This is a genomic window from Nonomuraea sp. NPDC051191 (assembly GCF_044455665.1).
In the GTDB taxonomy this organism is placed as follows: domain Bacteria; phylum Actinomycetota; class Actinomycetes; order Streptosporangiales; family Streptosporangiaceae; genus Nonomuraea.
The window spans coordinates 713,996-732,892 of the sequence record NZ_JBITEZ010000001.1 but is presented as its reverse complement, the minus strand read 5'-3'; the positions used below and the strand labels follow the sequence as shown (position 1 = coordinate 732,892).

The window sequence follows — 18,897 nt, the reverse complement described above, 5'->3', positions numbered from 1 at the left end:
CCTCCAGGCGGGTAAGACGGACAAGCCTGCTGCTCAAGAGCGCTCCAGGCGGGTGAGGTGGGCGTGGCTGTCGGCGAGTGCGGTGAACAGGTCGGTCGCGCACGTGTCGAGCTCGACGATGCGCCAGGCGTCCGGCGCGGCGGCCAGGATCTCGGGCACGGGCATCGCGCCCGACCCGACGGCCGTGTGCGGCTCCTCCTTCACCACCGGCCCGTCCTTGACGTGCAGCGCGAGCGTGCGACCGGCCAGGCGGCCGAGCAGGGCGGGCACGTCCGCGCCGCCCACGGCCGCCCAGTACGTGTCGATCTCCAGGAACACCTCGGGGGCGAGCAGGTCGGCCAGCGCCTCGATGGCGTGCCGGCCGTCGATCCTGGGCTCGATCTCCCACCAGTGGTTGTGGTAGCCGATGCGCATGCCGTGCCCGGCCGCCTGCTCGGCCAGGCCGTTGAGCAGGTCGGCGGTGCGCGAGAGGCCGTCGCGGGTGGTGAACTCGGCCTCGGGGACGCCGCCGGGGATGATCACCAGGTCGGCGCCGACCGTGGCGACGGCGTCGAAGACCTCGGCGGGCTCCCTGCTGAGCAGCGCGTACGCGTGCGTGCTGCTCACCGCGAGCCCGAGGTCGTCGATCACCTGGCGGAAGCCCTTGGGGTCGTCGGTCGGGTCGAAGGGCTCGACGGCGCCGTACCCGATGCCGGCGATGCGCTCAAGAGTGCCGTCGCGGTCGGCGGCGAGCTGGTCCCTGACGGTGTAGAGCTGGACGCTGAGCGGCCGGGTCATCCGCGGACCCCCATGAGGTGCTCAAGGGCGAGCTGGTTGAGCCGGGTGAAGTGGAAGCCGCGCCGGGCCGCCGCCTCGGGGTCGAAGTCGTCGCCGGCCAGGTCCTGCCAGGTCTCGCCCTGGGCGAGGGTGGGCCGGGCCAGCTCGTCCACGCGGGAGGCGCGCAGGGCCTCCTGGACCTCGGGGTCGGCGCGGAAGGCGCGCGACTTCTCCTTCAGGATCAGGTACGTGCGCATGTTCGCGGCGGCCGAGTCCCACACGTCGTCGGGGTCCTCGGTGCGCAGCGGCTTGTAGTCGAAGTGGCGGGGGCCGTCGTAGCCGCCGTTCTCCAGCAGGTCGACCAGGAAGAAGGCGCTCTTGAGGTCGCCGTGGCCGAAGATCAGGTCCTGGTCGTACTTGGGGCCGTGCTGGCCGTTGAGGTCGATGTGGAACAGCTTGCCGTGCCAGAGCGCCTGGGCGATGCCGTGGACGAAGTTGAGCCCGGCCATCTGCTCGTGGCCGACCTCGGGGTTGAGGCCCACCATCTCCGGGTGCTCCAGGTCGTTGATGAGCGCCAGGGCGTGGCCGATGGTCGGCAGCAGGATGTCGCCGCGCGGCTCGTTGGGCTTGGGCTCCAGGGCGAAGCGCAGGTCGTAGCCACGGTCGAGGACGTACTGGCAGAGCAGGTCCAGGCCCTCCTTGTAGCGGTCGAGGGCCGCCTTGACGTCCTTGGCCGCGTCGGACTCGGCGCCCTCGCGGCCGCCCCAGCACACGTACGTGGTCGCGCCGAGCGAGGCGGCCAGGTCGATGTTGCGCAGGACCTTGCGCAGGGCGTACCGGCGGACGTCGCGGTCGTTGCTGGTGAACGCGCCGTCCTTGAACACCGGGTGGGTGAACAGGTTCGTGGTGGCCATCGGGACCTTCATCCCGGTCTCGTCCAGGGCCTTGCGGAAGGCGGCGATCGCCTTGTCCCGGTCGGGCTCGACGGCCAGCAGGTCGTCGTCGTGGAAGGTGACGCCGTACGCGCCGAGCTCGGCCAGCCTGTGCACGCTCTCGACGGGGTCGAGCGCGGGACGGCTCGCGTCCCCGAACGGGTCACGGGCCTGCCAGCCCACGGTCCAGAGTCCGAAGGTGAAGCGGTCGGCGGGTGTCGGAGTGAAGGATGACATGTGTCGGTGTCCCCAACCTTTAGTCCATAATCTGCACATAATCCTGAGGAGGCATGCATGGTGGCGTCAAGGGGGGTCCGGCATGATTCCATGCGTGCCCGCAATCTGGCCGTGGTACTCCAGGCCGTCCACCGGCAGGGGCCGCTCACCAGGGCGGGGCTGGCCGAGCGCACCGGGCTGACCAAGACCACCGTGTCCAGCCTGGTCGCGGCCCTGCTGGAGGCCGGGGCGGTGAGCGAGTCGGGCGCGGTGCGCGACGGCGAGCGCGGACGGCCCGGCGTGGCCGTGGAGCTGAGCGGGCATCGCGTGGCGGCGCTCGGGCTGGAGGTCAACATCGACTACCTGGCCGCCTGCGTGGTCGACCTCACCCGGTCCGTACGCCTGCGCCGCACCCGTCCGGCCGACAACCGCGGCTCCGACCCGGCGGGCGTGCTCCAGCTGCTGCGCGACCTGGTGAAGGAGGTCACCGCCGAGGCCGAGGGCGCCGGGCTGCGGATCATCGGCGCCGGCCTGGCCGTACCCGGCACGGTCGAGGGCGACCTGCTGCGCAACGCCCCCCACCTGGGCTGGCGCGACGTACGGGTGGCCGACCTGCTGGACCTGCCGTGCGCGGTCGACAACGAGGCGAACCTGGCGGCGCTCGGCGAGCTGTGGTTCGGCTCGGGGGCGACGGACTTCCTCTACGTCTCCGGCGAGATCGGCGTCGGCGCGGGCCTGGTCGTGGACGGGACGGTGTTCCGGGGGACGTACGGGCTGGCCGGCGAGCTGGGCCACGTCGTCGTGACCCCGGACGGCCCCGCCTGCCGCTGCGGCGGCCGGGGCTGCCTGGAGGTGTACGCGGGCCAGGACGCCCTGCTCGGCGGCCTGGACTCGGTCGCCGCCCTGGTGAACGCGCTGGCCGCGGGCGACCGGCGAGCGCTGGACGCCTGCGCGCGGGCGGGGGACGCGCTCGGGGTGGCGCTCACCTCGGCCGTGCACCTGCTCGACCCCGGCAGGATCGTGCTCGGCGGGATCTTCGCCCCGCTCTTCCCGTGGCTGGAGTCGCCGGCCCGGGACGTGCTGGGGGCCCGGCTGGGGCAGATGCGCGGCGCGCCGCCCGCCCTGGTCGTCTCGTCCAACGGCGCGGACGCGGCGGTGCTCGGGGCGGCCGGGATGGTCATTCAGCGGATCATCGCCGACCCGGCGGACGTGCTGGGCCTGTGAGGGTCAGTAGTAGCCCTTGTTCCCGTCGACCAGCTCTCTGACGATGTCGAGGTGACCGGCGTGCCTGGCGGTCTCCTCCACCATGTGGATCAGCACCCAGCGCAGCGAGGACGCCGCCGACCGGAAGTCGGGGTGCTTGCCGACGTCGTCGAGCGAGTGGGCGGCGACGATCTCGTTGGAGCGCTCGCACTGCTTGGCGTAGTCGTCGAGGAGCTGGGCCAGCGTGACGCCCTCGACCAGCATGTCGGCATCCTCGGGCTCCTCCAGGAACTGCGGGTTGCCCTCGGAGCTGCCGCCCATGAAGAGCACCTCGAACCAGCAGTGCTCGGTCCAGCGCATGTGGGCGACCAGGCCGGCCATCGTCATCAGCGGCGAGCTGGGCAGGACGACACGGTGGGCGTCGGCCTCGGACAGGCCCTCGCACTTCCAGTGGACGATCGCGCGCTGCATGTCCAGCCAGCCGACGAGCTGGGTACGTTCGTCGGCCACGAAAGGCGGACGTACACGGGGTGGCGTCATGCGCGGGAGACTACTGCACGGCTTCTCTGCAACGCACCGCATTTTCGGCTGGTTCGCGTATGACCCGGGCGAGCCGCGACAATGGCTCGATGGCGGAAAGTGCAGAGGCCGACTGGGTCTCCAGGTTCGCGGACGAGGTGATCTCCGAGGCGGAGCGTCGTGCCCCGGGCAAACCGATCGTCTGCGCCTCCGGGCTCAGCCCCTCGGGCCCCATCCACCTGGGCAACCTGCGCGAGGTCATGACCCCCCACCTCGTCGCCGACGAGATCCGGCGGCGCGGCCTCGAATGCGTGCACCTGCTGTCCTGGGACGACTACGACCGCTTCCGCAGGGTGCCCGCGGGCATCGACCCGGCCTGGGCCGAGCACATCGGCAAGCCGCTGACCTCGGTGCCGGCCCCGCCGGGCAGCCCGCACGCCAACTGGGCCGAGCACTTCAAGGCGCCGATGGTCGCCGCGCTGGCCGAGCTGGGGGTCGACTACCGGGGCATCAGCCAGACCGAGCAGTACACCTCGGGGGCCTACCGGGAGCAGATCCTGCTGGCCGTGCGCGAGCGGTCTCGCATCGACACGATCCTGGCCGCGTACCGGACCAAGGACGGCGGGCGGGAGGTGGAGGACTACTTCCCGTACAAGCCGTACTGCGAGTTGTGCGAGCGCGACCTCACCAAGGTCACCGCGTACGACGACGAGACGACCGAGCTGGCCTACACCTGCGAGTGCGGGTTCGGCGAGACCGTGCGCCTGGCCGAGCACGACCGCGGCAAGCTGGTGTGGAAGGTCGACTGGCCGATGCGGTGGGCGTACGAGGGCGTGGTCTTCGAGCCGTCGGGCGTCGACCATCACTCCCCCGGCTCGGCCTGGATCGTCGGCGGGGGCATCGTGGGCGAGGTGTTCGGCGGCGAGCAGCCGATCGGCCCGATGTACGCCTTCGTCGGCATCACCGGCATGGCCAAGATGAGCAGTTCCAAGGGCGACGTGCCGACCCCGGCCGACGCGCTGGCCATCATGGAGGCCCCCGTGCTGCGCTGGCTGTACGCCCGCCGCAAGCCCGCCCAGTCCTTCAAGATCGCCTTCGACCAGGAGATCCAGCGCCTCTACGACGAGTGGGACGCCCTGGCCCGCAAGGTCGCCGCCGGCCAGGCCCAGCCCGCCGAGCTGGCCGCCCACGGCCGCGCCGTGGGCACCGCCGCCGGGCCGCTGCCGGTCACGCCGAGCCCGGTGCCCTACCGCACGCTCGCCTCGATCCTCGACATCACCACCGGCCACGACGAGCAGGCGCTGCGCATCCTGCGCGACCTCGACGCGGTCGACGACCTCGGCCAGGCCCGCCCCCGGCTCGACCGGGCGCGGCGCTGGGTGGCCGACCACCTGCCCGCCGACCAGCGCACCCGCGTGCGCGAGACGCCCGACCACGCCCTGCTGGACTCCCTGGGCCAGACCGAGCGCGAGTCGCTGCGGCTGCTGGCCGAGGGCCTCGACGACTGGACGCTCGACGGCCTCACCGCGCTGGTCTACGGCGTGCCGAAGCTCCAGGCCGGCCTGGACGCCGACGCGAAGCCCACGCCGGAGCTGAAGGCGGCCCAGCGCGCGTTCTTCGTCCTGCTCTACCGGCTGCTGGTCGGCCGCGACACCGGGCCCCGGCTGCCCACGTTGCTCATGGCCGTGGGCGCCGACCGGGTGCGGAAGCTCGTCGGCGGGTGAAGGGCGTCGTCCTGGTCACCGGGATCTCGGCCTCGGGCAAGTCCACCATCGCCCAGGCCCTGGCCGAGCGCCTGCCGCGGTCGGTCCACGTCCGGGGCGACGCCTTCCGCCGCATGGTCGTGCGCGGCCGGGCCGAGATGACGCCAAGGGCGGAGGAGGCGGCGGACGAGGCGGTGCGCCAGCTCCACCTCCGCTACCGGCTCGCGGCCCAGACGGCGGACTTGTATTTCCAAGCCGGATTCACGTCAATTGTGCAAGATGTGGTTCTTGGTGAAGACTTGGAGCGGTTCACCACGTGGATCCGCACCCGTCCGCTTCGGGTGGTCGTGCTCGCCCCCGACGCCGCCGCCGTCGAGCGCCGCGAGCGCGAACGCGCCAAAACCGGCTACGGCGCCTGGACGATCGCCCAGCTCGACGCCACCCTACGGGCCGGGACACCGCGGATCGGCCTGTGGCTGGACACCTCCGGCCAGACCCCCGACGGGACCGTCGCCGAGATCGTCGCGCGGGCCGACGAGGCATTGGTCAGCGGAGATCGCATATAAGTAGGATCACTGCAAGGCAGTGTCAAGTGGGCTGCATGTGTGCAGGTGCACCTTGTACCCATGAACAAGCAGCCCTTCGCCGCCAGTGTCAGTGTCATCGTCCCCGCGATGAACGAAGCCGAGAACCTCCCCCACGTCTTCGCCACGCTGCCCGACTGGATCGACGAGGTGATCCTGGTCGACGGCAACTCGACCGACGACACCGTCGCCGTCGCGCGCAGGCTGCGCCCCGACCTCCGGGTCGTCGTGCAGAGCCGGCGCGGCAAGGGCAACGCCCTCATCGAGGGCTTCCAGGCCGCCAGAGGCGACATCATCGTCATGATCGACGCCGACGGCTCGACCGACGGCAAGGAGATCCGCTCCTTCGTCGAGACCCTCATCGACGGCGCCGACTTCGCCAAGGGCTCCCGGTACGCCCCCGGCGGCGGCTCCGACGACCTGAGCCCCATCCGCTCGCTCGGCAACAAGTTCCTCACGGGCCTGACCAACCTGTTGTACGGCACCCGCTTCACCGACCTGTGCTACGGCTACAACGCCTTCTGGCGCGACCACCTGGACGCCATGGAGCTCGACTGCGACGGCTTCGAGATCGAGACGCTCATGAACGTCCGGGCCGCCCAGGCCGGTCTGGTCATCCACGAGGTGCCCAGCCACGAGCGCTCCCGGATCCACGGCGCGAGCAACCTGCACGCCGTGCGCGACGGCTGGCGCGTACTCAAGACGATCATGCGCGAGCGGACGCGCGGCACCGCCCTGGTCCCGCAGACCGAAGTGGCGCTGGCGAAGTAAGAAGTGACATTCTCGGACAATGCGCTACATAGTGATCGGAGCAGGAGCAGTCGGCGGCACTATCGGCGCCCGCCTCCACCAGGGCGGGCACGAGGTTCTGCTCGTCGCGAGAGGCGCGCACTACGAGGCGCTCAAACGTGACGGACTCCGCCTGATCACCCCCGAATCCGACGAGACCCTGCACATCCCCGCCACCTCCGGCCCGGTCCCCACCCGCGACGGCGACGTGCTGATCCTGGCCACCAAGTCGCAGGACACGACGGCCGCCCTCGACCCCTGGCCGGCGGACCTGCCGGTCGTCTGCGCCCAGAACGGCGTGGCCAACGAGCGCACCGTCCTGCGCAGGTCCGAGCACGTCTACGGCATGTGCGTGTGGCTGCCCTCCCAGCACCTCGAACCCGGCGTCGTGGCCGCCTACGGCCACCCGTACTCGGGCCTGCTGCACGTCGGACGCTATCCCCAGGCTGTGGACGACCTGGCCGGGCGCATCGCCGACGACCTCGGCAAACACGGCCTGCTGGCCAGCGCCACCCCCGACGTCATGCGCTGGAAGCACGGCAAACTCCTCAGCAACCTCGGCAACGCCGTCGAAGCCCTCGTCGGGCACGCCGACGGCATGGTCGAGCTCTTCGACCGGGCCCGCGCCGAGGCCATGCGCGTGTTCGACCACGCGGGCATCCCCTACTCCACCCCCGAGGACGAGCGCAGGGTCCGCGGCCACCAGGTGGACGTCGTCCCCATCGAAGGCGTCGAGCGCGGCGGCGGATCGTCCTGGCAGAGCCTGGCCAGGGGCAGCGGCTCGATCGAGGCCGACTACCTCAACGGCGAGATCGTCCTTCTCGGCCGCGAGCACGGCGTGCCCACGCCGGTCAACGAGGTGCTGCGCCGCGAGGCCAACAGGTACGCCCGCGAGAAGCTGCCACCCGCCTCGATGCCGGTGGAGGAGCTGACCGCGCTCATCGACGCGCGTTCCGCAGCCTGATCCCGCTGAACTGCATGCTGCTGCCCGTCACCTCGTGCCAGAACGGCCACAGGTTGTCCAGCACGCGGAGCTGGATCCCGGCCTGCTCGTGCAACTCGAACAGATCGCCCACCGGCTCGGGAGGGCCGACCGGGACGACCGGCGCCCTCGACACCACGGCGTGCGGCGGGTCGCCGATCGGCGCGAACCCGGTCGCGGGCAGGCGGTAGGCGTACAGCCGGACGTCCATGATGGCCTTGAGCCAGGCGTACTCGACGGCGTGGACGCGGTCGCCGCAGCCCGCGCCGACGATCCTGGTCACGTCCTCGTCGGCCGTGTCCGGACCGCGCCAGGCCATCGCTCGCGGGCAGGCGCGCGGGAACCAGTAGTCGGGGCAGCGGTCGTGGGCCACCGCCCACACGTACGGCTCGACGAGCGAGGACGTCACCGCGACATGGGGCACGAACCGCTCGATGGTCGGGTCCTCGGAGAAATGCAGCACCTGGCCTGGCTCGGGTCTCATACCCGCCATCATGCGCATACCCCGCCTGCGTCAGGGCAGAAGAAACGCGCTCTGACGACAAGGGGTGAGTTCGGATGGTCTTATTGGGTCTGATCCTGGTCCTGCTCGCCGGCGGCGCGGTCGCCCTGGTGGCGACCGAGGAGAGCTCCAGGTACATCTTGTTCGGCAACACCTACCAGCTCGACCACGTCCAGATGTTCGTCGCGGGGGCGGTCACCGCGGCCGCCCTGCTGGCGGGGCTCTGGCTGATCGGCTCCGGGTCGCGCAGGACCGCCAGGAAGCGCCGCAGGCTGCGGGCCGCGCGAGCCGAGGCGTCCGACCGGGTCTCCCGGCTGGAGGGCGAGAAGCGCGACCTCGAACGACGGCTCGAACGCGACCGTGCCGCCGAGGCCGCCGAGGCCGCCGAGCGGGCCACCGATGACGGCGTGACCGGGCGTCACGTGGCGCACGAACCGGCGGAAGGCGACCGGCTCGTGGCCGGCGGCCGTACCGACGACACCAGGCCGTGAGCTCATGAGCGCGAGGGCAGCAACTTGCCCTCGCGCCAGAGCGCGAACCCGGTGACCAGCGCCCCCGCCCCTTCCCAGAGACCCACGCCGAAGAACTCGCCCGGCGCCGCCCCCGTCAGCACCAGCGTCGTGAACACCGCGAACGTCACCAGCCTGAACGGCACGGTCCACCGGAAGAACGGCGTGTAGTCGGCGGATGCCGCGAAAACGTAATAGACCCCCATGTTCACCGCCGCCATCGACGAAGCAGCCATGTAGACCAGCGTGTAGTCGCCGGACGGGCGTACGTCGAGCACCTCGAAACCCAGCAGGACCAGCAGGGAGTCCGGCGACAGCAGCCCGACGAGCCCGAGCGCGAAGGCGAGCACGCCGAAGACGCCGATGGTCCAACCGGCGGCGGAACGCGGAAGACGCACAGAAATCCTTCCAAATGGGGGTGTAATCTGCGAGGCGATCTCATCATGCACCCGGAGGTCGCATGCCCCCCACGCGTGGCCGTCCCATTGCTCTGAAGCTCCTCATCCTGCTGCTCGTGCCGCTGCTGTCCCTGGTCGGGCTGTGGGCGTTCGCGGCGGCCCTGACCGGCGGTGACGGCCTGCGCCTGCTGGAGATCAACAAGCTGGCCTCCCACCTGACCACGCCGTCGGAGCGGGTCAACGTCGAGCTCCAGGACGAGCGGCTGGCCTCGGTCGAGTTCCTGGCCACCCGGCGCGGCGCGGACAAGCTGGCCAGACAGCGCGGGCAGACCGACCGGGCCGTGGCGGCCTTCCGCAAGCTGGCCAAGGACCAGCGTGACATGTCGCCCGAGATGCGCACGCAGCTCGACGCCCTCAACGGCAAGCTCGACCTGCTGTCCGGCATCCGCGCCGAGGTGGACGGCGACACGGTCGCGCCGCTGGCCGTCATCGACGGCTACAGCCAGATCGTGGACGCCTCATTCCGCATGTACGACGCGATGGTGCTGGTGCCCGACATGTCGCTGTACCGGCAGGCCAGGGCGGTCACCATGCTCGGCGAGGCCAAGGACCTGGTCTCGCGCGAGCGCGCGATGATCGTCGTGGTGCTGGCCAGAGGACGGGTCGAGGCCGTCGAGCGCGAGGCGTTCACCGGGATGGTGGCGACCCGGCGGCTGCTGTACTCGCAGGCGCTCTCGCACCTGGACGACGGCCTGCGCGGCCCGTACGAGGAGCTGGCCGCCTCGCCCGTCTACAAGGAGTTCCTCGACGCCGAGGACGCCATCAGAGGCCAGGCCGCGATGAATGGCCTGCCCGCCACCGCCGCCACCTGGGAGGTGGACGGCCAGAACCTGTGGGCGGTGCTCGAACGCGACCAGGGCCGGGCCGTCGAGGGCGTCGTGGCCCGGGTGACGCCCGCCGCGGAGAGCATCCTGATCAAGATCGGCGTGGCCGGGGGCGCGGGCCTGCTCGCCGTGCTCGCCTCGATCCTGCTGTCGCTGCGCTTCCGCAAACGGCTGGTCCGCGAGCTGGCCGGGCTGCGCGACGCGGCCACCGAACTGGCCGAGGTGCGGCTGTCCGGGCTGATCGAGCGGCTGCGTACGAACACCCGCCCGCCCTCGGCCGCCGAGGTCGCGCCGCTGGAGGTCAGGACGGAGACCTCCGAGGTCGCCGACATCGTGCGGGCCTTCAACCACGTGCAGTCCACGGCCGTCGAGGCCGCTGTCGACCAGGCCAGGCTGCGGCACGGCGTCAGCCAGGTCTTCGTGAACCTGGCCCGGCGCAACCAGTCGCTGCTGCACCGCCAGTTGCTCCAGCTCGACGGCATGCAGCGGGCCACCGAGGAGCCCGAGATCCTGTCCGACCTGTTCAAGCTGGACCACCTCACCACCCGCATGCGCAGGCACGCGGAGAGCCTGATCATCCTGTCCGACCAGGCCCCCGGGCGCGGCTGGCGCAACCCGGTGGCGATCCTCGACGTCCTGCGGGCCGCGGTCGCGGAGGTCGAGGAGTACGAGCGCGTCGAGATCCTCCAGCCGCCGCAGGCCGCGCTGCTCGGCGCGACCGTCACGGACGTGGCCCACCTGCTGGCCGAACTGGTCGAGAACGCCACGCTCTTCTCACCCCCGCGGACCAGGGTGGACGTGCGCAGCGCGAGCACCCCGAACGGCCTGATGATCGAGATCGAGGACCGCGGTCTCGGCCTGCCGAGGGTCGAGCTGGACGAGCTCAACGACCGGCTGGCCGAGATGCCCGAGTTCGACCTCGCGCAGAGCGACCGGCTGGGCCTGTTCGTGGTCGGCCGGCTGGCCGCCCGGCACGACATCAAGGTCACCCTCGCGCCGTCGCCCTACGGCGGCCTGACCGCGATGGTCTTCCTGCCCGCGGCCCTCCTGGCCGACCAACCGGCCCTCACCGGCAGCTAGACGAGGGCCGACCAGCCGGCCCTGGCCGGAAGCCGGATGCGGGCCGACCAGTCGGCTCTTGAAGGAAGCCGGGCCCGCGTTACGGCAGCACCTGCAGCAGCGCCTGGGTTCTGGCCTTGGCCGGTTCCTCGATCCGCTGGGTCTCCTTGCCCGCCGCGTCCAGCACGACCAGCGTGTTGTGCGCGCCGCCCGCCACGCGGACGACCAGCCGCCCGTCGGCCAGGTAGAACGCGCCGATCAGCCGGCCCTTGACGGCCGGGGTGAGCTTCTTGCCCGTCACCAGGTCGACCACGGTCGGCCTGAAGGCGGCCGGCCAGCTCCCGTCGCCGAGCGCGTTCGGGTTCGCGGGGAACTCGACGACGGCGGCGCGGCCGTTCGGCGACAGGCTCTGCACGTGCGTGACGAGCTTGACGCCCTTGGCCCTGACGGACTTCCCGGTCCTGACGTCGAGCCGGTAGACGGCGTCGGCCTCGCCGGTGTAGCCCGCGAGGTAACGGCCGCCGGCCGCCCACGCCAGGTGGCACACGCCCTTGGACGTGCCGAGCCTGCGCGCGCCGGTGCCGTCGGCCTTGACGGCCATGATGGTCTCGCCCTTGCCGACGTAGGCGACCTGGGTGGAGTCGGGCGACCAGACGGGGGTCAGGCAGGGCGTGCCGCCCTGGAGCTTCGTGGCCGCGGTGACGGTCTTGGCGCCGTCCTTGACCTGGAGGTTGCCGCCGCCGGTCACCCAGGCGGCCTTCTTGCCGTCCGGCGAGGCGGCGAACTGCGGCAGCGCGCCGATCTCGGCGAGGGTGCTCCACTCGCCGCCTTCGTAGCGGGCGAGTTGGTTGCCGGCGCCGGCATAGACGGCGGCGCCCGAGAGCTCGGGCGCGGTGGCCGCCGACGCCGCGGCGGGGGCCACCAGGGCGGCGCCGAGAGCGACACCGGCCACAACACGAATCTTCATGAGAGCCAATGGTGCCGTAACGGATCAAAGACGCATGAACGGCTCGCTGAAGTGCGCGGTGGCGATCGTCGCCCGCTCGGCCCGCAGCGCCGCCAGGACCTCGGTGCGCGTGCGCGCGGCCGTCTCCTGGTCGTCGTCGTAGGCGTAGTGGACGCCCGGGTCTGCCAGCTGCACCGGGTGGAGCACGAGGTCGCCGGTGATGGCCAGGTCGCCGACCCTGGCGATCTGGTGTCCGGGGGTGTGTCCGGGCGTGTGCTGGACGTGGACGCCCGGCGCGACCCGGGCCTGCCCCTCGACGATGTGCAGCTGGTCCTTGAGCGGGGTCAGGAGCCGGTCGGCCACGACCCCGGCGGCGGCGTCGACCTCGGCCCGCTGGAGCACGTAGCGCGCGTTCTCGAACACCGGGGCGCCGTCCGCGACCGCGCCGCCGGCGTGGTCGCTGTGCAGGTGGGTGAGGATGACGGTGCCGATGTCGGCGGGCGTGACGCCCGCCGCCGCCAGCTCGTCCGTCAGTACGCCGGGGACGGGCGCCCAACTGGCCGCCGGGGAGTCCTCCCCGCCGATGCCGGTGTCGACGAGGGTGAGGCGGCCTGCGCCGTCACGCAGCAGGTAACAGTGGAAGTGCAGGACCCACGGATCGTCCCCCGAGCCGGAGCCGGGGAACATCTCGGCGAGCGGGAGGCGGATCGCGGGGCCCATCGGGCCCACCGCGTCGCAGAGCGGCGTCACCTCGACGCCGGAGACGGTGATGGGGTTGTGCTTCATCCCGCCAAGGTTAGGCGGCGACGGGCTCGCGCGGCACGTACTCGTTCTCGAGGTCGGCGGCGTAGACGGCGCGACAGCAGTGGGCGCACCTGTACATGATCGGGCCTTCGTCGAGGGTGTGGTGGCACTGCGGGCACTGGACGGCGTTCATGGTGATCCCCCAAGGAGCTGTGATGTGTCCATGGAACCCTCGACGAGTTGCAGGGGTCCTGCATGTCACTTGACACGGTGCCGCTGCGCTGGACGGGGATTCTGTGGCGTTCGGGCGCACCGGTGGCCGGCGGTTTCCTCACGGCGCGGTGCGATGAAGAACATTGTCACGCGTACGGGCCGTCTCGCGCGGCAGAACACACCAGAACCGTCCAGGAATAGTCCAAGAGGGCTAGACGTTTCATGGGGCGGAACGTGTGGTATCTTCCCCACAAGCGTTGAGCTGTCAGCTCCGCTGGTCTTCCACACCGAAGCCCGCCTCGGTTTTCCGGGCCCGGCTTCCTCATCGAACTCGCCGGCCATGGTTCGGCGCATCTCCCCCAAAGGGGCTCTTCATGACTGTTCACACCATTCCGCAACAGCGCGCGGAAACGCCCGTACGGCAGGTGAGCGGGCTTCTCGACGTGCACGAGAAGTCCGCCTTCATCCGCGCGGAACACCTTCCGGGGCCGGGCGACGTCCGGGTGCCTCCCGAGAAGGTCAAGCAGCTCGGCCTGCGGCGCGGCGACCACGTCGTCGCCTCCGTGGCCGGGAACAGGCTGGCCGGCGTCGAGTCGGTCAACGGCCTGACCGAGTGGCGGGGCCGGCCGCACTTCGAGGAGCTGACGCCCGTCCATCCGGACGAGCGGCTGGTCATCGAGGCCGGATCGCTCAGCACCCGGGTCATCGACCTGGTCGCGCCCATCGGCAAGGGACAGCGCGGTCTCATCGTGGCGCCGCCCAAGGCCGGCAAGACGATGGTCCTGCAGGCGCTGGCCGCCGCGGTCAGCCGCAACCATCCCGAGGTCCACCTCATGGTCGTGCTCGTGGGCGAGCGGCCCGAGGAGGTGACCGAGATGCGCGGCTCCGTCCAGGGCGAGATCTTCGCCTCCACCTTCGACCACCCCGACCGCGACCACGCCGCCGTCGCCGAGCTGGCCGTCGAGCGGGCCAAGCGCCTGGTGGAGGGCGGCCGCGACGTCGTGCTGCTGCTCGACTCGCTGACCCGGCTCGGCCGGGCCTACAACAACCTCGCGCCCGGCGGCGGCCGGGTGCTCACCGGCGGCATCGACGCCCGCGCCCTCTACCCGCCCAAGCGCTTCTTCGGCGCGGCGCGCAACGTCGAGGACGGCGGCTCGCTGACCATCCTCGCCAGCGCCCTCGTGGACACCGGCTCCCGCATGGACAACAGCCTGTACGAGGAGTTCAAGGGCACCGGCAACATGGAGCTCCACCTCGCCCGCGACCTGGCCGAGCGCCGCCTGTTCCCCGCGGTCGACCTGGAAGCCTCCGGCACCAGGCGCGAGGAGATCCTCATGCACCCCGAGGAGCGGCAGGCGATCTGGCGGCTGCGCCGCTCGCTCGCCGGGCTGGAGCGGCAGCAGGCCCTGGAGACGCTCATCGGCAAGCTGCGCACGACGCCGTCCAACGCCGCGTTCCTGCTGGAGGCGCTGCGCGCGGCGGCGTGAGGCCGCTGGAGAATGGGCGCATGCTGGCCGACATCGTCGAACACCTGATCTGCCCCGTCTGCCGCGCGGACGTGGAGCTCGCCGACGGCGCCCTCCGGTGCGCCCAGGGACACTCCTTCGACGTGGCCAAGCAGGGGTACGTCAGCCTGCTCACCGGGTCACGCCCGCCCGGCACCGCCGACAGCCCGGCGATGGTGGCCGCGCGGGCCGCGTTCCTGACGGCCGGGCACTACGCGCCACTGGCCGAGGCGCTGGCGGAGACCGTGCGCGCCAGGGTGGCAACTCCAGAAAAACGTGAATCTTCTACTGAATCGAATGACGAAACCGGGTCGAGAGCGTACGGTGGGGCGGGAGTGGAAGCCGGTTCAGAAGGTGAACCGGCGGCCGTCGAGGATCGCGGCGCGGCGGGCAGGGCCATACCGGTGATCGTCGACGCCGGCACGGGCACCGGGCACTACCTGGCGGCCGTGCTGGACGCGGTGGACGATGGCATCGGGATGGCGTTCGACGTGTCCAAGCACGCCGTACGGCGGGCGGCGCGGGCGCATCCGAGGCTGGGGGCGTTCGTGGCGGACGTGTGGCGGCCGCTCCCGATCCGGCATGGGGTGGCCGATGTGGTGATCGATGTGTTCGCGCCCAGGAACGGGCCCGAGTTCCGGAGAATTCTGCGTCCTGGCGGGGCCGCGGTCGTCGCGACGCCGGCGGCGTCGCATCTGAGCCCGCTGGTCGAGGAGCTGGGGCTGCTCTCGGTGGACGAGGAGAAGGATCGCCGGGTCGCCCGCAGCATGGACGGGTTCGCCCAGACCGGGCGGCGCACGATCGAGTTCGACATGGACCTCGGACAGGATGAACTGATCCAGGTCGTGGGAATGGGACCGAGCGCGTGGCACACTGATTCCGCCGAGCTGACAGCCCGCATATCAGGCTATTTCAGCCGGCATGCCAAGAATAGCCAGAATAAAGTTACGGTCAGAGCCGCGTTTCATCTGTCTATCTTCGAGCCTGAGCCCCGTTCAAGACCTGTTCCTTGACGGGCATCTGCGACTGGTGTTACTGATGGGGCATTTAGTACGAAATTCCCCCACATTCCCCGAGTATTTCCCGGACTCAGGCGCAATACTGGACGGCATCCCGCACCCAGAGGGCGCGGGCCATCGATGGGAGGGGGCGCGCCGGATGAAGGCGGAGGAACGCTGGCAGGCCAGGTTCCGCGCGTCACGCATGACGTTGCCGACGTGGGCCCGCCAGGCCCCCAACCGCTCCATCTACCGCTCCAACGCCACAGGCACGTGGGAGGTCTACGCCTGGGACCGGGGCACCGGCGTCGTGCGCCAGGTCACCGACCGGCCCAAGGGCACCGCGTACGCGGCGATCGACCCGGCGGGACAGTGGATCTACTGGTTCGCCGACACCGACGGCGACGAGTTCGGCACCTGGTGGCGCCAGCCCTTCGCGGGCGGTCCGAGCGAGCCGGCCGCCCCCGGCCTGCCGCCGGGCCAGCCGGGCGGCATCGCGCTGTCGGCGACCGGGCTGGCCGCCATCAGCCTGGCCAGCGAGGGCACGTTCAGGATCCACCTGGTACGCCCCGGCGCGCCGGCCGAGCTGCTCTACGAGCACGCCGAGGCCGCCTGGGTGACCGACATGTCCCTCGACGGCTCCCTGATCGCCATCAACCACGGCGAGTACGGCGACTTCCGCCGTCCGGCGTTGCGCGTGGTCGACCAGCACGGCGAGACCGTCGGCGAGCTCTACGACGGCCCCGACAGGGGCGTGCACGGCCTCCGCTTCGCCCCGGTGGTCGGCGACCGCCGCCTGCTGACCCTGCACGAGCGCCGCCAGCGTCACGAGCCCCTGGTCTGGGACCCGGTCACCGGCGAGCAGCGCGAGATCTGGCTGAAGGACCCCGGCGACCTGGCCGCCGAGTGGTTCGACGACGGCCGCGGGCTGCTGATCGTGCGCGACCACCGCGCCCGCAGCTACCTGCACCGCTACGACCTGGCGGGCGGCGTCCTGACGCTCATCGACACTCCGCACGGCGTGATCGACGAGGCCGCGGCACGACCCGGCGGCCACATCGAGTACTCCTGGTCCAGCGGCTCCCGCCCGCCGGTCATCCGGTCGAGCAACGGCCAGGTCGTGCACAACGCGGGCGGCCCGACGGCGCCGCCGAGCGTCCCCGTCGAGGACCTCGACGTCGAGGGGCCCGGCGGGCGCATCCACGCGCTGGTGTCCAAGCCCGAGATCGGCGCGGCACCGTTCCCGACGGTCTTCCTCATGCACGGCGGCCCGACCGACCACGACCGCGACTGCTTCTCCCCCGAGGTCGCGGCCTGGGTGGACGCGGGCTTCGCCGTCGTCCGCGTCAACTACCGCGGCTCGACCGGCTACGGCTCGGCCTGGCGGGACGCCCTCCACGGCGACGTGGGGCACATCGAGCTGGCCGACATCGCCGCCGTGCGCCGGGCGCTGGTGGACCGGGGCACGATCGACCCCTCCCGGCTGGTCCTGGCCGGCACCGCCTGGGGCGGCTACCTCGCGCTGCTCGGCCTCGGCGTCCAGCCCGGCCTGTGGGCCGCGGGCATCGCCGCGGTGCCCATCGCCTGCCACCAGACCTGCTACGAGGACGAGGCCGAGAGCCTGCGCGCCTACCAGCGTGCCCTGCTCGGCGGCTCCCCCGACGAGCAGCCCGAGCGGTACGCCTTCTGCTCGCCGATCACGTACGTGGACCAGATCAAGAGCCCCCTGCTGATTCTCGCCGGCGAGAACGACACCCGCTGCCCGCTGCGCCAGATCGAGAAGTACGTGGCCAAGCTGGCCGAGCACGGACGCGAGCACGAGCTCTACACGTACGGCGCCATCCGCGGCTCGCTCGTGGTCGCCGAACGCATCGCGCAGACGGCCCTGCAACTGGAGTTCGCCCGCAAGCACGTACACATCGGCTGACTTCTCGCGCACGTTTTGGGAGCGCTCCTGCGGGGGCGCTCCCGCGCGGTCAGCGTGCGCGGAGGACCACGATGGCGAGGTCGTCGGCGCTCGGCTCGGCGGCGAACTCAGCCGCGCCCCTGCGGATGCGCTCGGCCACCGCCCTGGCCGACAGCCCGGCGCACTCGGCCAGCAGCTTGGCCAGGCCGCCGTCGTCGTCGAGCAGCCGGCCGCCCGAGCGCCGCTCGGTCACGCCGTCGGTCACCGCGAGCAGCACGTCGCCGTGGTCGAGATGGATGGTGTCGGCCTCGAACACGACCTCGTGGAAGACGCCGAGCAACGACTGGGGCGTGGTCACCGCCTCCACCTTGCCGCTCGGCCTGAGCCGCAGCGCCTCGGGATGGCCGGCGGACACCAGCCGCACCTCCAGGCCGGACTCCACGGGCGTGATGTCGCCGTGGAGCAGCGTGAGGAACCGGGCCCGCTCGCCCTCCTCCAGGATCGCCTGGTTGAGCCGGCCGAGCACCGCGGCCACGCCGTAGCCCTCACGAGCCAGCAGGCGCAGCGTGTGACGGGCCAGGCCGGTCACCGCGGCCGCCTCCGGGCCGGTGCCGCAGACGTCGCCGATCGCGAAGCGCCAGGAGTCGTCGCCCGCCTTGAACAGGTCGTAGAAGTCGCCGCCGACCTCGTTGGCCTCGCCGGCGGGCTCGTAGATGACGCCGTAGTCGAGGCCGGGCACCTCGGGCTCGTTGGGCGGCAGGAGACTGCGCTGCAGCGCCCGGTTGGCGGCGGCCTGCTGGGCGTAGAGCCGGGCGTTGTCCATGGCCAGCGCGGCGCGCCTGCCGATGTCCTCGGCGAACTGGATGACGTCGTCGGGGAAGCGGTCGGACCGGCCCAGGCACATCATGCCGAGCCCGCGGCCGCGCGCGGTGAGCGGCACGGCCAGCACCTGGGAGTCGTTCAGGTGGATGATGGACGTCGCCCTGGTGTCGGCCGCGCCGATGTTCATGTCCGTGAGCTGCTCGCGCAGGCCGTCGATGCGGGCCTCGTCGGCGTGCCACAGGTAGACCAGCCGCAGCGGGCCGCCCGAGCTGTCGGCGGTGTAGACGGCGCACCAGTTCGACAGGCGCGGCACGACGATCTGCGCGATGATCGCCGGGACCATGTCGGGGTCGAGGGTGCCGGCCAGCAGGTCGCTCGCGTCGGCCAGGAATCCGAGCCAGTGAGGGCCCCGCGCGCTCTCCTCCAGCCATTCCGCGGCCACCTGGTCCACCGAGCCGGGTAGCGTGAGCCTTGCCCAATGGACACGGGAATCGCCCGCGAAGGTGACTCCCCACTCTTCCACGTGCACGGAAGGAGCCTTCGGATCACCGTGAGCGGTGATCCGCTGCCGTAGTTCGACCTGGACGGCATCTCCATAATGCTTCCAAATCACCTCAAACGGCTCGTCAGAGACCTGCTCCGTCAGATCTCCGGCCACCTGCTCGGCGGCGTGGAGCACGCTGACAGTGGCCCACGCGGTCATCACCTCGCGCGTGAACCTCATCGC

Annotated in this window: 19 protein-coding genes; 10 read left to right on the top strand and 9 right to left on the bottom strand. The window is 71.4% G+C overall.

Features of this window, described 5'->3' with window-relative positions:
- Nucleotides 1–33: 33 nt before the first annotated feature.
- Nucleotides 34–777 carry a sugar phosphate isomerase/epimerase gene (locus ACIA8R_RS03570; RefSeq protein WP_357692755.1) on the bottom strand — a complete coding sequence of 248 codons (744 nt, stop codon included), beginning with the start codon at nucleotides 775–777 and terminating at the stop codon, nucleotides 34–36.
- Complete coding sequence (gene xylA / locus ACIA8R_RS03565) at nucleotides 774–1,925, bottom strand: xylose isomerase (RefSeq protein ID WP_357692757.1); 1,152 nt, start codon at nucleotides 1,923–1,925, stop codon at nucleotides 774–776. Before xylA ends, ACIA8R_RS03570 begins: the two co-directional genes overlap by 4 nt.
- 90 nt (nucleotides 1,926–2,015) lie before the next feature.
- On the opposite strand from xylA, the gene ACIA8R_RS03560 reads away from it, so the two are divergent.
- Nucleotides 2,016–3,128, top strand: a complete 1,113-nt coding sequence (locus tag ACIA8R_RS03560) for an ROK family protein (RefSeq protein ID WP_397036316.1) — start codon at nucleotides 2,016–2,018, stop codon at nucleotides 3,126–3,128.
- Nucleotides 3,129–3,131: 3 nt separating this feature from the next.
- Here ACIA8R_RS03560 and ACIA8R_RS03555 read toward each other — a convergent pair whose 3' ends face one another.
- Nucleotides 3,132–3,647 (bottom strand): DinB family protein, encoded by a 516-nt coding sequence (locus ACIA8R_RS03555; RefSeq protein WP_364082961.1) that lies wholly within the window; start codon nucleotides 3,645–3,647, stop codon nucleotides 3,132–3,134.
- Nucleotides 3,648–3,736: 89 nt separating this feature from the next.
- Here ACIA8R_RS03555 and lysS point away from each other — a divergent pair, with 89 nt between their 5' ends.
- From lysS to ACIA8R_RS03535, 4 genes are read left to right on the top strand one after another with little or no spacing between them, the layout of a single operon-like run.
- Complete coding sequence (lysS, locus tag ACIA8R_RS03550; RefSeq protein WP_397036314.1) at nucleotides 3,737–5,350, top strand: lysine--tRNA ligase; 1,614 nt, start codon at nucleotides 3,737–3,739, stop codon at nucleotides 5,348–5,350.
- Nucleotides 5,347–5,895 (top strand): AAA family ATPase, encoded by a 549-nt coding sequence (locus tag ACIA8R_RS03545; protein WP_397036312.1) that lies wholly within the window; start codon nucleotides 5,347–5,349, stop codon nucleotides 5,893–5,895. The genes lysS and ACIA8R_RS03545 overlap by 4 nt, the downstream gene beginning before the upstream one ends.
- A 60-nt stretch (nucleotides 5,896–5,955) precedes the next feature.
- Entirely contained in the window at nucleotides 5,956–6,684 is a 729-nt protein-coding gene (locus tag ACIA8R_RS03540; RefSeq protein WP_357692767.1) for a glycosyltransferase family 2 protein, read from the top strand.
- Between the two features lie 19 nt (nucleotides 6,685–6,703).
- Complete coding sequence (locus tag ACIA8R_RS03535; protein ID WP_357692769.1) at nucleotides 6,704–7,666, top strand: 2-dehydropantoate 2-reductase N-terminal domain-containing protein; 963 nt, start codon at nucleotides 6,704–6,706, stop codon at nucleotides 7,664–7,666.
- Here ACIA8R_RS03535 and ACIA8R_RS03530 read toward each other — a convergent pair.
- On the bottom strand, nucleotides 7,641–8,168 hold the full coding sequence (locus ACIA8R_RS03530; RefSeq protein ID WP_364082976.1) for a DUF6886 family protein: 528 nt from the start codon (nucleotides 8,166–8,168) through the stop codon (nucleotides 7,641–7,643). The two genes, ACIA8R_RS03535 and ACIA8R_RS03530, sit on opposite strands and share 26 nt — an antisense overlap.
- A gap of 74 nt (nucleotides 8,169–8,242) precedes the next feature.
- Here ACIA8R_RS03530 and ACIA8R_RS03525 point away from each other — a divergent pair, with 74 nt between their 5' ends.
- Nucleotides 8,243–8,677 (top strand): hypothetical protein, encoded by a 435-nt coding sequence (locus ACIA8R_RS03525; protein WP_357692773.1) that lies wholly within the window; start codon nucleotides 8,243–8,245, stop codon nucleotides 8,675–8,677.
- Between the two features lie 2 nt (nucleotides 8,678–8,679).
- Here ACIA8R_RS03525 and ACIA8R_RS03520 read toward each other — a convergent pair whose 3' ends face one another.
- On the bottom strand, nucleotides 8,680–9,093 hold the full coding sequence (locus ACIA8R_RS03520) for a hypothetical protein (RefSeq protein ID WP_364082979.1): 414 nt from the start codon (nucleotides 9,091–9,093) through the stop codon (nucleotides 8,680–8,682).
- A 62-nt stretch (nucleotides 9,094–9,155) separates the two neighbouring features.
- Here ACIA8R_RS03520 and ACIA8R_RS03515 point away from each other — a divergent pair, with 62 nt between their 5' ends.
- Nucleotides 9,156–11,057 (top strand): nitrate- and nitrite sensing domain-containing protein, encoded by a 1,902-nt coding sequence (locus tag ACIA8R_RS03515; RefSeq protein ID WP_397036309.1) that lies wholly within the window; start codon nucleotides 9,156–9,158, stop codon nucleotides 11,055–11,057.
- Between the two features lie 79 nt (nucleotides 11,058–11,136).
- Here ACIA8R_RS03515 and ACIA8R_RS03510 read toward each other — a convergent pair whose 3' ends face one another.
- From ACIA8R_RS03510 to ACIA8R_RS03500, 3 genes are read right to left on the bottom strand one after another with little or no spacing between them, the layout of a single operon-like run.
- Nucleotides 11,137–12,003, bottom strand: a complete 867-nt coding sequence (locus tag ACIA8R_RS03510) for a TolB family protein (RefSeq protein WP_397036307.1) — start codon at nucleotides 12,001–12,003, stop codon at nucleotides 11,137–11,139.
- A 24-nt stretch (nucleotides 12,004–12,027) separates the two neighbouring features.
- Nucleotides 12,028–12,768, bottom strand: a complete 741-nt coding sequence (locus ACIA8R_RS03505) for an MBL fold metallo-hydrolase (protein WP_357692781.1) — start codon at nucleotides 12,766–12,768, stop codon at nucleotides 12,028–12,030.
- Nucleotides 12,769–12,778: 10 nt separating this feature from the next.
- On the bottom strand, nucleotides 12,779–12,919 hold the full coding sequence (locus tag ACIA8R_RS03500; RefSeq protein WP_357692783.1) for a hypothetical protein: 141 nt from the start codon (nucleotides 12,917–12,919) through the stop codon (nucleotides 12,779–12,781).
- Nucleotides 12,920–13,313: 394 nt separating this feature from the next.
- Here ACIA8R_RS03500 and rho point away from each other — a divergent pair, with 394 nt between their 5' ends.
- The 3 genes from rho (at nucleotide 13,314) to ACIA8R_RS03485 (ending at nucleotide 17,369) form a co-directional block, all read left to right on the top strand.
- Complete coding sequence (gene rho / locus ACIA8R_RS03495; RefSeq protein WP_364082989.1) at nucleotides 13,314–14,426, top strand: transcription termination factor Rho; 1,113 nt, start codon at nucleotides 13,314–13,316, stop codon at nucleotides 14,424–14,426.
- A 20-nt stretch (nucleotides 14,427–14,446) separates the two neighbouring features.
- Nucleotides 14,447–15,457, top strand: coding sequence for a putative RNA methyltransferase (locus ACIA8R_RS03490; protein WP_364082992.1), 1,011 nt, complete (start codon nucleotides 14,447–14,449; stop codon nucleotides 15,455–15,457).
- 145 nt (nucleotides 15,458–15,602) lie between these two features.
- Nucleotides 15,603–17,369, top strand: coding sequence for a S9 family peptidase (locus tag ACIA8R_RS03485; protein ID WP_397036304.1), 1,767 nt, complete (start codon nucleotides 15,603–15,605; stop codon nucleotides 17,367–17,369).
- Between the two features lie 49 nt (nucleotides 17,370–17,418).
- Here the strand turns inward: ACIA8R_RS03485 and ACIA8R_RS03480 are convergent, their stop codons facing one another.
- Nucleotides 17,419–18,621, bottom strand: a complete 1,203-nt coding sequence (locus ACIA8R_RS03480; protein WP_357692791.1) for a SpoIIE family protein phosphatase — start codon at nucleotides 18,619–18,621, stop codon at nucleotides 17,419–17,421.
- Between the last annotated feature and the right edge of the window lie 276 nt (nucleotides 18,622–18,897).

What these genes read in the sequence shown, in the direction of transcription:
- rho (WP_364082989.1), top strand. Translation starts at nt 13,314, where the DNA reads ATGACTGTTCACACCATTCCGCAACAGCGCGCGGAAACGCCCGTACGG.
- ACIA8R_RS03570 (WP_357692755.1), bottom strand. Translation starts at nt 777, where the DNA reads ATGACCCGGCCGCTCAGCGTCCAGCTCTACACCGTCAGGGACCAGCTC.
- ACIA8R_RS03485 (WP_397036304.1), top strand. Translation starts at nt 15,603, where the DNA reads ATGAAGGCGGAGGAACGCTGGCAGGCCAGGTTCCGCGCGTCACGCATG.
- ACIA8R_RS03555 (WP_364082961.1), bottom strand. Translation starts at nt 3,647, where the DNA reads ATGACGCCACCCCGTGTACGTCCGCCTTTCGTGGCCGACGAACGTACC.
- xylA (WP_357692757.1), bottom strand. Translation starts at nt 1,925, where the DNA reads ATGTCATCCTTCACTCCGACACCCGCCGACCGCTTCACCTTCGGACTC.
- ACIA8R_RS03505 (WP_357692781.1), bottom strand. Translation starts at nt 12,768, where the DNA reads ATGAAGCACAACCCCATCACCGTCTCCGGCGTCGAGGTGACGCCGCTC.
- ACIA8R_RS03530 (WP_364082976.1), bottom strand. Translation starts at nt 8,168, where the DNA reads ATGAGACCCGAGCCAGGCCAGGTGCTGCATTTCTCCGAGGACCCGACC.
- ACIA8R_RS03560 (WP_397036316.1), top strand. Translation starts at nt 2,016, where the DNA reads ATGCGTGCCCGCAATCTGGCCGTGGTACTCCAGGCCGTCCACCGGCAG.
- lysS (WP_397036314.1), top strand. Translation starts at nt 3,737, where the DNA reads ATGGCGGAAAGTGCAGAGGCCGACTGGGTCTCCAGGTTCGCGGACGAG.
- ACIA8R_RS03510 (WP_397036307.1), bottom strand. Translation starts at nt 12,003, where the DNA reads ATGAAGATTCGTGTTGTGGCCGGTGTCGCTCTCGGCGCCGCCCTGGTG.
- ACIA8R_RS03500 (WP_357692783.1), bottom strand. Translation starts at nt 12,919, where the DNA reads ATGAACGCCGTCCAGTGCCCGCAGTGCCACCACACCCTCGACGAAGGC.
- ACIA8R_RS03490 (WP_364082992.1), top strand. Translation starts at nt 14,447, where the DNA reads ATGCTGGCCGACATCGTCGAACACCTGATCTGCCCCGTCTGCCGCGCG.
- ACIA8R_RS03525 (WP_357692773.1), top strand. Translation starts at nt 8,243, where the DNA reads ATGGTCTTATTGGGTCTGATCCTGGTCCTGCTCGCCGGCGGCGCGGTC.
- ACIA8R_RS03540 (WP_357692767.1), top strand. Translation starts at nt 5,956, where the DNA reads ATGAACAAGCAGCCCTTCGCCGCCAGTGTCAGTGTCATCGTCCCCGCG.
- ACIA8R_RS03515 (WP_397036309.1), top strand. Translation starts at nt 9,156, where the DNA reads ATGCCCCCCACGCGTGGCCGTCCCATTGCTCTGAAGCTCCTCATCCTG.
- ACIA8R_RS03535 (WP_357692769.1), top strand. Translation starts at nt 6,704, where the DNA reads ATGCGCTACATAGTGATCGGAGCAGGAGCAGTCGGCGGCACTATCGGC.